Origin of the sequence: Methyloversatilis sp. NSM2 (assembly GCF_038066675.1) — a bacterium.
Taxonomy (GTDB): domain Bacteria; phylum Pseudomonadota; class Gammaproteobacteria; order Burkholderiales; family Rhodocyclaceae; genus Methyloversatilis; species Methyloversatilis discipulorum_A.
The window spans coordinates 70,877-83,426 of record NZ_JBBUKV010000013.1; the positions used below are offsets into that span (position 1 = coordinate 70,877).

The following is a 12,550-nucleotide window of genomic DNA, read 5'->3' on the forward strand; positions in this document are numbered from 1 at the left end:
TCAGGCGGCGACGTCGAGGAAACGCGCGTCGGTGTAGAGCTTGCGCGGATCGAAGCGGCGCCACAGCCGGCCCTGCGTGTCGGAAAACTGCGTCGAAACCCAGGGCCGCGGATCCGGTGCCGCGTCGGCCGGTTCGAAATCGTCGAGTGCGCGCAGGCCGAGCACGCGCGACACCAGCAGCGCGCTGTTGCAGCCGAACTTGGCGTGCGGCAGCAGCAGCCGGGCGTCGCTGGTCAGCGCGGTCGGCGCATTGCCCTGGAAGGCGGAAAAATCGCTGACCGCGTACAGCACGCCGCGCACGTTGGCGACGCCGCGCAGCCAGCCGGTGGCCAGCGGCACCGGTGTCAGCGCCGGCACCGGCAGGATTTCGCCGGACTCGGCCAGATCGATCAGCCACAGTTCGGCGCCGGACTGCAGGCCGAGCAGCGCCCGCGTACTGGTGGCGCCCGAGGTGTCCGACAGCTTGCGGGCCAGCTCTTCCTGAAACTCGCGCAGCGAGAGCTTAGCCATTGTCGTTTGCCGCGCCGAGCTGGGCGATGCGTCCGAGCAGCTCTTCGAGGTTGACCGGCTTGACCATGTAGTCGAGCGCACCCTGGCGCATGCCCCAGATGCGGTCGGTCGGCAGGTCCTTGCTGGTACACATGATCACCGGGATGTCGCGCGTGCTGTCGTCGCGGGTGATCGTGCGGGTGGCCTGGTAGCCGTTGATGCCCGGCATCACCACGTCCATCAGGATGAGGTCGGGCTTTTCGGCCTTGGCCTTCTCGATGGCCTGTTCGCCGTTCTCGGCGATGATGACCTCGAAGCCCTTGCGGGTCAGGAAGTCGTTCAGAACATGGCGTTCGGTGGGCGAATCGTCCACCACCATGATGCGCTTGATCGCCATCGTCGGCTCCGCGTTCGGTGGATACGGTGTAAGGCGTCTCAGTCAGCGCCGTTGCGCGCGTGACGCGACACCGCCTGCAGCAGGCTGTCCTTCGTGAAGGGCTTGGTGAGATATTCGTCCGAGCCGACCATCCGGCCGCGTGCGCGGTCGAACAGGCCATCGCGTGACGAAAGCATCACGACGGGAGTAGCGGCAAAACGGGGGTTCTTCTTGATGAGCGCGCAGGTCTGGTAGCCGTCGAGGCGCGGCATCATGATGTCGCAGAAGATGACCTGGGGGTGGTGGTCACTGATTTTCGACAGGGCGTCGAAGCCATCCTCGGCGAGGACCACCTGGTACCCGGCCTGGACCAGGAAGATTTCGGCACTGCGGCGTATGGTGTTGCTGTCGTCGATCACCATCACCTTGACGCCGGTATTGCCACCCGATTCAGCCAAGATGTTCTCCCCTGTTGTCCGCACGCCGTTCTGCCGCTGGACTGCGCGGCGACGGCACCCGGTTGGTCTTCATGAGGCGGATGCACCGGCCCGACAGGTCCGCGACCGATGCGTGTTTCAGATCTGGACCATCTCGAAATCGTCCTTGCGTGCGCTGCACTCGGGACAGGTCCAGTTGGGCGGAACGTCCGCCCAGCGAGTGCCGGGGGCGATGCCCTCTTCCGGCAGACCGGCGGCTTCGTCGTAGATGAAGCCGCAGATGAGACACATGTAAGTCTGGAATTCGGCCGTGACAGTGGAACTCATGGCAGGTTGGTTTGTTAGAATCCGGTCGATATTACCGTAATTAACCATCTGTAACGACAATCCGGGCGCGCGCTTTATGGTCAATTCTGATGTGCGGGCGCATCCTCCGCTTGTCATGTGTTTTTCGGCGACCGACCCCACTGGCGGGGCCGGCATGCAGGCCGATCTGATGACGCTGTCGGCCCTGGGCTGCCATCCGCTGACGGTCGTGACGGCCGTCACGGTGCAGGACAGCGCCGGCGTTGAAGAGGTCGTGCCGATGGACGACGACCTGCTGGTCGATCAGGCGCGTGTGCTGCTCGCCGACATGCCGGTCGCGGCGTTCAAGATCGGCGTGATGGGCAGCATCGAGAACATCGCCGCCATCGCCGAAATCATTTCCGACTACCCCGACGTGCCGGTGGTGCTCGATCCGGTGCTGTCGTCCGGCCGTGGCGACGAGCTCGCCGACGAGGACATGGTGATCGCGCTGCAGGAACTGCTGCTGCCGCTGACCACTGTGCTGACGCCCAACAGCCTCGAAGCCCGTCGTCTGGCGCAGGCCGACGACGAGGACGACGACGGAGATGATTTCGCCGACGAGGATGACGAAAGCGACGACGACGAGGACGAGCGGGACGATGGCGCTGGTGCGGCCGCACCGACGCTGGAACAGTGCGCGCGTCAGCTCATCGCCGCCGGCTGCGGCCACGTGCTGCTGACCGGCACGCACGAATCGACCACCCGCGTCGCCAACGTGCTGTACGGACGCAGCGGCGTCATCCGCCGCGACGAGTGGGACCGCCTGCCCGGCAGCTATCACGGTTCTGGCTGCACGCTGGCGTCGGCGCTGGCCGCCTGGCTGGCGCACGGCCTCGACGTCGGTGAAGCGGCGCACGCTGCGCAGGAGTACACGTGGCGCACGCTGCAGGCCGGTTTCCGGCCGGGCATGGGCCAGCACCTGCCGGACCGCTTCTTCTTCCTGCGCGAACATAATGCGGCGACCGCCGACCGGGAGTCCGACGATGACGCGTAAGCCGCTGCGCGGCCTGTACGCGGTGACGCCGGAAGCGCTGAGCGGCGCCGCGCTGTACCGCGCGGCCGAAGCCGCCTGCGGCAACGGCGCGGTCGTGCTGCAGTACCGCAACAAGTCCACCGATGCCACACGACGACGCGCCGACGCCGACGCGCTGCGCGCGATCACCACCGTCTGCGGCGCGCTGTTCATCATCAACGACGACATCGAACTGGCGAAGGCCTGCGGCGCCGATGGCGTGCATGTCGGCCGCGACGACGGCGGCCCGGCGCTGGCGCGCAAGGCGCTCGGCCGTGATGCGCTGATCGGCGTGTCCTGTTACGACGACCCGGCGCTGGCCCGGGCCGCCGCGCGCGACGGCGCCGATTACGTCGCCTTCGGCTCGATGTACGCATCGAGCACCAAGCCGGCCGCACCGCCGGCCTCTATCGGCCGTTTCGCCGAAGTGGCCGACCTTGGCCTGCCGCGCTGCGCCATCGGCGGCATCACGCTGGCGCGCGCGCCGGAACTGATCGCTGCCGGCGTCGATCTGCTGGCCGTGGTGTCCGACCTGTTCGACGCGCCCGACATTGCAGCGCGCGCCCGCGCCTACGCCAGGCTTTTCTGAAGGAATTCCCCATGAGCACCCGCAACGAACAACTTTTCGAACGCGCCCAGCGCAGCATTCCGGGCGGCGTCAATTCGCCGGTGCGCGCCTTCCGCTCGGTCGGCGGCACGCCGCGCTTCTTCACCCGCGGCGCAGGCAGCCGGCTGTGGGACGCCGACGGCGCGGAATACATCGACTACGTCGGTTCCTGGGGCCCGGCCATCGTCGGCCATGCGCACCCGGACGTGATCCGCGCAGTGCAGGAGGCGGCCGTCGGCGGCCTTTCGTTCGGCGCGCCGACCGAAGCCGAAATCCTGATGGCGGAAACGCTGTGCGCGCGTGTGCCGTCGATCGAACAGGTGCGCCTGGTCAGCTCCGGCACCGAGGCGACGATGAGCGCCATCCGGCTGGCGCGCGGCTTCACCGGCCGCGACGCCATCGTGAAATTCGAAGGCTGCTACCACGGTCACGCCGACAGCCTGCTGGTGAAAGCCGGCTCCGGCGCGCTCACCTTCGGCAACCCGAGTTCCGGCGGCGTGCCGGACGACTTCGCCAAGCACACGCTGGTGCTCGACTACAACGACGTGCAGCAGCTCGAAGACTGCTTCCGCAATCACGGCGAGCGCATCGCCTGCGTCATCGTCGAGCCGGTCGTCGGCAACATGAACCTCATCGTGCCGAGCCGCGAGTTCATCGACGCGATGCGCGCGCTGTGCACGAAATACGGTTCGGTACTCATCTTCGACGAGGTGATGACCGGCTTCCGCGTCGGCCCGGTCGGCGCCCAGGGCCTGTTCGGCATCACGCCCGACCTGACCACGCTGGGCAAGGTGATCGGTGGCGGCATGCCGGTCGGCGCCTTCGGCGGCCGGCGCGACATCATGTCCGCCATCGCGCCGCTGGGCGCGGTGTACCAGGCCGGCACGCTGTCCGGCAACCCGGTCGCGGTGGCCGCCGGCCTGAAGACGCTGGAACTGATCAACGCCCCCGGCTTCCACGACCGCCTCGCCGCCCGCACCAAGCAGTTCTGCGACGGCCTGGTCGCCGCCGCGAAAGAGGCCGGCGTCACCTTCTCCGCCCAGTCCGTCGGAGGCATGTTCGGCCTCTACTTCCGCGACGGCTGCCCTGCCAGCTACGCCGAAGTGATGCAGTCCGACCGCGAGCGCTTCAATCGCTTCTTCCACGCCATGCTGGACGCCGGCGTCTACCTCGCGCCATCGGCCTTCGAAGCCGGCTTCGTATCGGGCGCGCACAGCGAGGACGACGTGGCGCAGACCATCGCGCGGGCGAAGGCGGCGTTTGCGAAGGTGGCGTGACAGCAAGCACGGCTTACATGGGACGGCCATGATCCCCAACGTCCTCACCATCGCCGGCACCGACCCGACCGGCGGCGCCGGCATACAGGCCGACCTCAAGACCTTTTCCGCGCTTGGCACCTACGGCATGAGTGCGATCACTGCCGTGGTGGCGCAGAACACCTGCGGGGTGCGCAGCTTCGTGGCGCTGGAGCCAGATTTTGTCGGCGAACAGATCGACGCGGTGTTCGACGACGTGCGGGTCGATGCGGTGAAGGTGGGCATGATCGCCAACGCGGCGATCGCCCGCGTGGTGGCGGACCGGCTGCGGCGGTACGCGCGCTGCCCGGTGGTGGTCGATCCGGTCATGGTGGCCAAGAGCGGCGACCATCTGCTGTTGCCGGATGCGGTGGCCGCGCTGCGCGACGAACTACTGCCGCTGGCTACGCTGATCACGCCCAATCTGCCGGAAGCGGCGGTGCTGCTCGACCGCCCGCCGCCGCAGACGCTGGATGACATGCGCGAAATGCTGACCGCGCTGCGCGCGCTCGGACCACAGTGGGTGCTGCTTAAGGGGGGTCATCTGCGCGCGCCGCACAGCACCGATCTGCTGGCGGGGCCGGAGGTCGATCTTGCGCTGCCGGCGCAGCGTATCGACACCACCCGCGATCACGGTACCGGCTGCACGCTGGCTGCCGCTGCGGCGGCGTCGTTGCCGGGAAACGACGTGCTGAGCGCGGTGCGCCGGGCGAAGGATTACCTCAATGCGGCACTGGCGGCCGCCGGCGAGCTGGACGTCGGTTCCGGGCGCGGGCCGGTGCATCACTTCCACGCGCTTTGGACGCAATCACGGACTGATTGAGCGCGACGCACGGCACCGGTGCCGCTCAAGCGAACACGTTTCGGGCAAGGCGACCGGCCGCGCCGGCGAGCCTGTCGTCATTCGTCCACAGTTCGTCGCAGCCGTGAATCTGGGCGGCGGCGAGGTGCAGCGCGTCCGGTGTTTTCAGGCCGAAAAGGGCGCGCAGAGCGGCTCCCCGCAGGAATACCTCGTCCGTCGCGGGCAGCAGGACAAACTGTCCGAGTCCGTCCTCGTAATGCTGTTGCAGCACCAGATTTGCGCTGCGCATGGGGCCCACGAGGCATTCGAACTTCACCAGAGGCGACACGGCAAACTGCTGCGTCGGCGAGGCGGCCAGGGCTGCGCGTGTGCGGGTGCCGAATACCGGGTCGTTCTCGAAGGCGTATATGACGAGACAGGTATCGAGGTAGATCAGTCCCACGCCGCGCGCTCCTCGCGCAGCGCCGACTCGATCTGCTCGTGGCTGCGCCGCGCGTGCTCCGGCAGCGGGTTGCTTTCTAGCCAGTCCATGATGCACCGCCCCGTTGCGGCCGCGGGCGCCTCTGCGGGCACCAGCTTCACCACCGGCTGACCGCGGTTGGCAATCACCACCTCTTCGCCGGCCTGAGCCGATTTGATCAGTTCCGACAAGCGGTTCTTCGCTTCAAGAATATTGACCTGCACGACAGGCTCCCGCTCACGTCATTCCAGGTTCAAGGCTAACATGGCCAAGTAATGTGGCCAAGTTTGTTGGGAATGTCCGTGCCTGGCGGTTTGCCGTCTTGCGTCCGCGCGAGCGTCTGCCCTACAGCGTGCCTCGCGGCTTGCGTCCCGACTTCGACGCCAGCGCGTCGTACACCGGGTTGGGCAGCAGCCGCATCAACTTGGCGACGATGCCCATCTGCCACGGGATGACGGCATAGCTGCGCGGACCGTCGATGAAGCGGCCGAAGCGTTCGGCGGCGTCGGCGGCTTCGAGCATGAAGGGCATCGGGTAGGGGTTCTTCTCGGTCATCGGCGTGTCGATGTAACCGGGGCACAGCGTCTTCACCCGTACGCCGCTGCCGCGCAGTTCGACGCGCAGACTTTCCAGGTAGCTGATCGCCGCCGCCTTCGACGCGCTGTAGGCGCCGGCGCCCGGCAGGCCACGGATGCCGGCGACCGAGGCGATGCCCACCAGCGTGCCCGAGCCGCGCGCATGCATCGGTTTCACGAAGGGTGCGAAGGTGCGCACCAGCCCCAGCACATTGATGTCGAACACCGCCTCGAACGCGGGCAGGTCTTCCTGTTCGCCGGTCAGCGTACCGACCGATACGCCGGCGTTGCCGATGACGACGTCGGGCACGCCGACGCGGGCGATGAAATCTTCCGCTGCGGCACGCAGCGCGTCGGTGTCGCGCACGTCGGCGGTGTAGTGCAGGTGCTGGCCCGGCAGGCTGGCCGTTACTTTTTCGAGCAGCTCGGCGCGGCGTGCGACCAGACCGAGTGTGGCGCCCTGTGCCGCGTAATGGCGCGCCAGCGCCTCGCCGATGCCGGTCGATGCGCCGGTCAAAAAAACAACGGGTGCCGCGCGGGCACCCGTCGTCATCGTCGAACCGTCCGGTTTCACTTCTTGCCGGCAGCAGCGCGCTCGGCGCGGGCGCGGTCGATCAGCGCGTCGAGGTTGGCGAGCATGCCGTCGAAGCTGTTGCCCAGCGCGATGTACTTGCCATCGACCACCAGCGCCGGTACACCGGTCAGCTGGTAGGCGGCGCTCATCTGCTGCGCGCGCTGCACCTTGCCCGACACGGCGAAGGACTTGGCGGTGTCCTCGAACTTCTTGCCGTCGATGCCGTTCTTGCTCATCCACGTCGAGATGGTGCCGATGTCGTTGAAGGCCTGGCGATCCACGTGGATCGCGTCGAACACCTTGCCGTGCATGCGATCGAGCTCGCCCATGGTTTCCAGCGTGTAGTAGGTCTGCGCACCGGCCACCCAGGACTGGCGGAAGATCGCCGGTACGCGCTTGAAGGTGACGTCGGCCGGCAGCTTGGCCAGCCACTTCTTCAGCGTCGGTTCGAGGTCGAAGCAGTGCGGGCAGCCGTACCAGAAGAACTCGATCACTTCGACCTTGTTGCCCGGCTCGGTGGACTGCGCCGGCTTGATTTCACGGTAGTCCTTGTCGGTCAGCGGCGCGGCGGTGGCGTTGCCGATGGACATGAAGCCGGCGACGGCCAGCGCGGCAAGGGCTTTGAATCCGAATTTCATGCTGTCTCCTTATTCTGAATCGACGTCATCGGACAATCGACGCGTCGATTCCGTTCTGTGCAAGGTCAGCGCGTACGCGCTGCATGTCTTCCGCGTTGGCGAAGGGGCCCAGGCGCACCCGGTACAGCGTGCCCTTGCCGGGCACCGTACCTTTCTGCACCGAAGATTCCAGACCGATCAACGCAAGACGGGCGCGCAGGTTGTCCGCTTCTTCTTCCGACGAGAAAGCGCCCGCCTGCAGCAGCAGCGACGCCGGCGGCTGTGCGGCTGCCGGTGGCTCCGCGGCAGGAGCCGGTTTCGCTTCCGGCGCGGCGGCCGGTGCCGGCGTGTTGCCGGGCAGGGTTTCGTAGAAGTCGAAGCGCGGCTTGGCGGGTGCCTTGTCGCCCGGCTTGCCCGGCAGTGCGGCCGGCTCGGCCGGTGGCTGTGCCGGCGGCGGTGCGCTGCCGCGGACCTGCAGCGGCAGCGAAGAGCCGTTGATGTACCACATGACACCGGCGCTCAGCACCACACCGAGCACCAGGCCGATGAAGATGCCGACCACGGTGCCGCCGCGGCTCTTGCGCGCAGACGATTTCTTCGCAGGGGCCTTGGCCATTTACATCGTTTCCGGAGCGGACACGCCGAGCAGGGCGAGGCCGTTGGCGATGACCTGCCGGGTGGCCGCCGCCAGTGCGAGGCGGGCTTCGCGCACGGCCAGATCGTCGACCAGCATGCGCGAGGCGTTGTAGAAGGCGTGGAAGTCGGACGCCACGTCGCGCAGGTAGAAGGCGACCGAGTGCGGGGCGCGGTCGGCGACCGCCGCGGTGATCACGTCCGGGAATTCGGCCAGGCGCTGTGCCAGCAGCAGTTCCTTCTCGCCGGACAGGCTGTCCACCGGCACGCCCTGCAGCAGCGACAGGTCAAGCGCATGGTTGGCCACCGCCTCGCGGATGACCGAACAGATGCGCGCGTGCGCGTACTGGATGTAATAGACCGGGTTGTCGTTCGATTCCGACTTGGCCAGATCGAGGTCGAAATCCAGGTGCTGGTCGCTCTTGCGCAGCACGTAGAAGAAGCGGGCGGCGTCGTTGCCCACCTCGGCGCGCAGATCGCGCAGCGTGACGAAGTCGCCCGAGCGCTTGCCCATGGCCGCCTTCTCGCCGCCGCGGTAGAGCACGGCGAACTGCACCAGTGCGATTTCGAGCTTGTCCGGGTTTTCGCCGAGTGCGGCGAGCGCACCCTTCACGCGCGGGATGTAGCCGTGGTGATCGGCGCCCCAGACGTCGATCACCAGATCGAAGCCGCGGGCGAATTTCTCGGCGTGGTAGGCGATGTCGGACGCGAAATACGTGTACGCGCCGTTGTCGCGGCGGACCACGCGGTCCTTCTCGTCACCGAAATGGGTGGAGCGAAACCACAGCGCGCCGTCCTGTTCGTAGATGTGGCCGGCGTCCTGCAGCCGCTTCACCGCGCGATCGACTGCGCCATTCGTGTGCAGCGACTGTTCCGAGTACCACACGTCGTAGTGCACGCGGAATTCGCCGAGGTCGTTGCGCTGGTCGGCCAGCATCGCGTCGAGCGCGAAGCGGTGCACCGTCCACCAGTCGTCGCCGAGCGATTTCTTGGCGGCGGCGATCAGCGCGTCAAGCATGGCGTCGGCGGTGTCGCCCGGCTGCGAAGCGTCGGGCAGGTCGCCGGTGTGGCGGTTGAGTCGTGTGCCTTGCTGGATGAACAGTTCGGCGCCGATGTCGCGCACGTAGTCACCGCGGTAGCCGTCGGCCGGGAATTTTACGGCGGTGCCCTGGGTTTCGAGATAGCGCAGCCATACCGACACGGCGAGGATGTCCATCTGGCGGCCGGCGTCGTTCACATAGAACTCGCGCGTCACCGCGTAGCCGGCGGCCTCCAGCAGATTGGACAGCGCCGAGCCATAGGCCGCGCCGCGGCCGTGACCGACGTGCAGCGGGCCCGTCGGATTGGCCGACACGAATTCGATCTGCACCTTCCGGCCGGCGCCGCTGTCCGAGCGGCCGTAGCGTTCGCGTTCGGCGAGGATGCGGCCGACGATGGCCTGCTTCACCGATGCGCTGAAGAAGAAGTTGATGAAGCCCGCGCCTGCCACCTCGGCACGCTCGATCACGTTGGATGGCGGCAGTTCGCGCACGATGCGTTCGGCGATCACGCGCGGGTTCTGCTTCAGCGCCTTGGCCAGCTGCAGCGCGACGTTGCAGGCGAGGTCGCCATGCGCGACCTGCTTCGGGCGATCGAGGATGATGTCGGGCGCGGCGAGGTCAGGTGCCACGCTGGCGAGCGAGGCATGCAGCAGACGGGTCAGTTCCTGGCGCAGTTCGGGGGTCATGAATGGAACGAGGGCGCGAAGCGCAGAAGCATTTGAAGACCGCGAAGTATAACGCGAGCCCGTGGAGGCCCGCCGCGCGCGGCTTCCGGGGCGGCAGGCCTTCTTGTACAGTGCGCGCTCCCGCGCCGCTGCCGAATTTAGCAACATGACGTTTCACGCCGCCCGTCCGACCCCTGCCGATCCGCTGCCCGCGGTGAAGGGCTGAACCGATGCGCTGGTTGCGACTGCTCAAGATCGTCACCGTCAGCCTGCGTTTCGGGCTCGACCAGATGCTGATCGACGCCGGCAGCAAGCTGCGCTTCGCCGGTCTGCTGCGCGTCACCCGGCTGGGCCGCCGCTTCGAAGCGCCGCGCGCGGTGCGTCTGCGTCAGGCGCTGGAGGCGCTCGGCCCCATCTTCGTCAAATTCGGCCAGATGCTGTCGACGCGGCGCGACCTGCTGCCGCCCGATCTGGCCGACGAACTGGCCAAGCTGCAGGACCGCGTGCCGCCCTTTCCGTCGGAACAGGCGATCGCCCGCCTCGAAGTCTTCTACGGCAAGCCGCTGGCGCAGGTCTTCCGCAGCTTCGAAACGCAGCCGGTGGCGTCGGCCTCGGTCGCCCAGGTGCATTTCGCAGTGCTGCCGACCGGTGAGGAAGTGGCGGTCAAGGTGCTGCGGCCGGGCATCGAGCACGTCATCGCCAACGACATCGCGCTGATGGAAACCGCCGCCACGCTGCTCGAACGCGTGTGGTCGGAAGGCCGCCGGCTGAAGGCGCGCGAGGTGGTGGCCGAGTTTTCCAAGCATCTCGGCGACGAGCTGGACCTGATGCGCGAGGCGTCGAACTGTTCGCAGCTGCGCCGCAACTTCCGCGATTCGCCGCTGCTCGCCGTGCCAGAGGTGTACTGGGACTACTGCGGTCCGGGCGCGATGGTGATGCAGCGCATGCACGGTCTGCCCATCTCGCAGGTCGACGCATTGCGCGCCCAGGGCGTAGACATGGCCGCGCTGTCGCGCGCCGGCGTTGAAATCTTTTTCACCCAGGTGTTCCGCGACGGCTTTTTCCACGCCGACATGCATCCGGGCAACATTTTCGTCGCACCGGACGGCCAGTACATCGCGCTCGACTTCGGCATCATGGGCACGCTGACCGACGTCGACAAGAACTACCTGGCGCAGAACTTCCTCGCCTTCTTCCAGCGCGACTACAAGCGCGTCGCGCAGGCCCACGTCGACGCCGGCTGGGTGCCGCGCGGTACCCGGGTGGATGAGTTCGAAGCGTCGATCCGTGCCGTCTGCGAGCCCATCTTCGACAAGCCGCTGAAGGAAATCGAGTTCGGCCGCACGCTGCTGCGCCTGTTCCAGGTATCGCGCCGCTTCAACGTCGAGATCCAGCCTCAGCTGGTGATGCTGCAGAAGACGCTGCTCAATATCGAAGGCCTGGGCCGTCAGCTCGATCCGGAACTGGATCTGTGGAAGACGGCCAAGCCCTTCCTCGAGCGCTGGATGAGCGAACAGATGGGCTGGCGCGCGCTGCGCCGCAAGCTGGTCGAAGAGGCGCCGGGCTGGGCGCTGACGATGCCCGAGCTGCCCCGTCTGGCGCACCGCGTGCTGAGCCAGGCCGCCGCCCACGACGCCTTGCACGATCCCATCATCATCGAGCGGCGCAGCCGTCGCCAGCTGCGCTGGCTGCGCATACTGAGCGCGCTGGTCGCGGTGCTGATCGGTCTCGAAATCTGGCGCATCGCCGCCGGTCTGTAGGATTCATCGGCAGCACGTCTGCCGTGGTCGGGAAGAACACCCGAAGCGGCGCCCTCAAGTCAGCGCCCGCCCCGTCGTTAGTGATCCTTCATGCCGCGAGATCACAACGATGAAAACGACCACGGTAGATACGCATCAAGGCTGCACGGCGTCCCGCCCGGAGGACGCGCGATGACGCCGGCTCACCCCGCACGCCTCGGCGCGCTGGCCGGGTCGATGACCCGTTCGGTACGCGGCGCGGCGATGACCTTTTCGCAGATCGTGTCCGAACGCGTCGGCATGTCGGTTTCGCACGTCGCGCTGGCCGACCGCGAGTCGCTGCAGCGCAGCCTGTGCGCGCTCGACGAATTCAGCGGCGGTCGCCTTTGCGTGGTCGCGCAGCGCATGCGCACCGCCGATGGCCAGGCGGCCGAAGCGCTGCTGGCGCTGCCGGAGGAGGGCGCGCTGCTCATCGTGCGCCGCATGCTCGGGCTGGCCGATGTCTCCGACGAACTGACCGAACTCGAACAGGATGCGCTGGCCGAAGCCGGCAGCATCGTCATCGACGCCTGCAGCGGCGGCCTCGCCGGCGCCTTCGGCTGGAAGGTCGAGGCGACGCAGCCGCGGGTTGCGCTGTCGTCGCGCGACTGCGCTTTCGGCGTCGACGAATCGCTGCAGAACGCGCTGGTCACCCACCTGCACATCCATCTGTCCGGCCTGCGGGTCGAGGGGCGCGTGGTGCTCGAAATGGTGGCCGACACGGCGCTGCCGGCCGCCTCGCACTATCCACTTTCGGCCTGATAGAAAAACAGCCGCTTTCCTTTGCCCATCAGCGTTTGCGCGCCGCTATCATTGCGCTCGCGCGGCGTCGTGCCGCGCCG

General features: G+C 67.4%; 16 protein-coding genes. 6 read left to right on the forward strand and 10 right to left on the reverse strand.

Annotated features, from left to right (window positions below; genetic code table 11):
- From WJU27_RS17170 to WJU27_RS17185, 4 genes are all read right to left on the reverse strand, one after another.
- A complete protein-coding gene (locus tag WJU27_RS17170; protein WP_020166342.1) occupies positions 1 to 510 on the reverse strand; it encodes a chemotaxis protein CheW in 510 nt (169 codons plus the stop codon).
- Positions 503 to 886: a response regulator gene (locus tag WJU27_RS17175; protein WP_341422876.1), complete on the reverse strand. Its 384-nt coding sequence runs from the start codon at positions 884 to 886 to the stop codon at positions 503 to 505. Before WJU27_RS17175 ends, WJU27_RS17170 begins: the two co-directional genes overlap by 8 nt.
- A gap of 38 nt (positions 887 to 924) precedes the next feature.
- The gene (locus WJU27_RS17180) at positions 925 to 1,323 is read right to left on the reverse strand and encodes a response regulator (protein ID WP_020166340.1); all 399 of its coding nucleotides are present in this window, start codon (positions 1,321 to 1,323) and stop codon (positions 925 to 927) included.
- Positions 1,324 to 1,440: 117 nt separating this feature from the next.
- Positions 1,441 to 1,629, reverse strand: a complete 189-nt coding sequence (locus WJU27_RS17185) for a rubredoxin (RefSeq protein WP_020166339.1) — start codon at positions 1,627 to 1,629, stop codon at positions 1,441 to 1,443.
- Positions 1,630 to 1,705: 76 nt separating this feature from the next.
- On the opposite strand from WJU27_RS17185, the gene thiD (WJU27_RS17190) reads away from it, so the two are divergent.
- The 4 genes from thiD (WJU27_RS17190) to thiD (WJU27_RS17205) are packed head-to-tail and all read left to right on the forward strand — an operon-like array spanning position 1,706 to position 5,387.
- The gene (gene thiD / locus WJU27_RS17190) at positions 1,706 to 2,644 is read left to right on the forward strand and encodes a bifunctional hydroxymethylpyrimidine kinase/phosphomethylpyrimidine kinase (protein WP_415857699.1); all 939 of its coding nucleotides are present in this window, start codon (positions 1,706 to 1,708) and stop codon (positions 2,642 to 2,644) included.
- Positions 2,634 to 3,251: a thiamine phosphate synthase gene (thiE, locus tag WJU27_RS17195; protein WP_341422877.1), complete on the forward strand. Its 618-nt coding sequence runs from the start codon at positions 2,634 to 2,636 to the stop codon at positions 3,249 to 3,251. Before thiD (WJU27_RS17190) ends, thiE begins: the two co-directional genes overlap by 11 nt.
- Positions 3,252 to 3,262: 11 nt before the next feature.
- Positions 3,263 to 4,546, forward strand: a complete 1,284-nt coding sequence (gene hemL, locus WJU27_RS17200; protein WP_341422878.1) for a glutamate-1-semialdehyde 2,1-aminomutase — start codon at positions 3,263 to 3,265, stop codon at positions 4,544 to 4,546.
- A gap of 28 nt (positions 4,547 to 4,574) precedes the next feature.
- Complete coding sequence (gene thiD, locus WJU27_RS17205; RefSeq protein WP_341422879.1) at positions 4,575 to 5,387, forward strand: bifunctional hydroxymethylpyrimidine kinase/phosphomethylpyrimidine kinase; 813 nt, start codon at positions 4,575 to 4,577, stop codon at positions 5,385 to 5,387.
- A gap of 25 nt (positions 5,388 to 5,412) precedes the next feature.
- Here the strand turns inward: thiD (WJU27_RS17205) and WJU27_RS17210 are convergent, their stop codons facing one another.
- The 6 genes from WJU27_RS17210 to argS form a co-directional block, all read right to left on the reverse strand.
- On the reverse strand, positions 5,413 to 5,808 hold the full coding sequence (locus WJU27_RS17210; protein WP_341422880.1) for a type II toxin-antitoxin system VapC family toxin: 396 nt from the start codon (positions 5,806 to 5,808) through the stop codon (positions 5,413 to 5,415).
- On the reverse strand, positions 5,799 to 6,050 hold the full coding sequence (locus WJU27_RS17215; protein ID WP_341422881.1) for a type II toxin-antitoxin system Phd/YefM family antitoxin: 252 nt from the start codon (positions 6,048 to 6,050) through the stop codon (positions 5,799 to 5,801). Before WJU27_RS17215 ends, WJU27_RS17210 begins: the two co-directional genes overlap by 10 nt.
- A 121-nt stretch (positions 6,051 to 6,171) precedes the next feature.
- Entirely contained in the window at positions 6,172 to 6,954 is a 783-nt protein-coding gene (locus tag WJU27_RS17220) for an SDR family oxidoreductase (RefSeq protein ID WP_341422882.1), read from the reverse strand.
- Between the two features lie 17 nt (positions 6,955 to 6,971).
- Positions 6,972 to 7,613 carry a thiol:disulfide interchange protein DsbA/DsbL gene (locus WJU27_RS17225; protein ID WP_341422883.1) on the reverse strand — a complete coding sequence of 214 codons (642 nt, stop codon included), beginning with the start codon at positions 7,611 to 7,613 and terminating at the stop codon, positions 6,972 to 6,974.
- Positions 7,614 to 7,638: 25 nt separating this feature from the next.
- A complete protein-coding gene (locus WJU27_RS17230; RefSeq protein WP_296813484.1) occupies positions 7,639 to 8,208 on the reverse strand; it encodes an SPOR domain-containing protein in 570 nt (189 codons plus the stop codon).
- Complete coding sequence (argS, locus tag WJU27_RS17235) at positions 8,209 to 9,951, reverse strand: arginine--tRNA ligase (RefSeq protein WP_341422884.1); 1,743 nt, start codon at positions 9,949 to 9,951, stop codon at positions 8,209 to 8,211.
- Between the two features lie 209 nt (positions 9,952 to 10,160).
- Between argS and ubiB the strand changes: the two genes are divergently transcribed.
- Together ubiB and WJU27_RS17245 are read left to right on the forward strand one after the other, a co-directional pair.
- Positions 10,161 to 11,690 (forward strand): ubiquinone biosynthesis regulatory protein kinase UbiB, encoded by a 1,530-nt coding sequence (gene ubiB / locus WJU27_RS17240; protein WP_341422885.1) that lies wholly within the window; start codon positions 10,161 to 10,163, stop codon positions 11,688 to 11,690.
- Between the two features lie 171 nt (positions 11,691 to 11,861).
- Positions 11,862 to 12,470, forward strand: coding sequence for a hypothetical protein (locus WJU27_RS17245; RefSeq protein ID WP_020166329.1), 609 nt, complete (start codon positions 11,862 to 11,864; stop codon positions 12,468 to 12,470).
- Positions 12,471 to 12,550 lie beyond the last annotated feature (80 nt).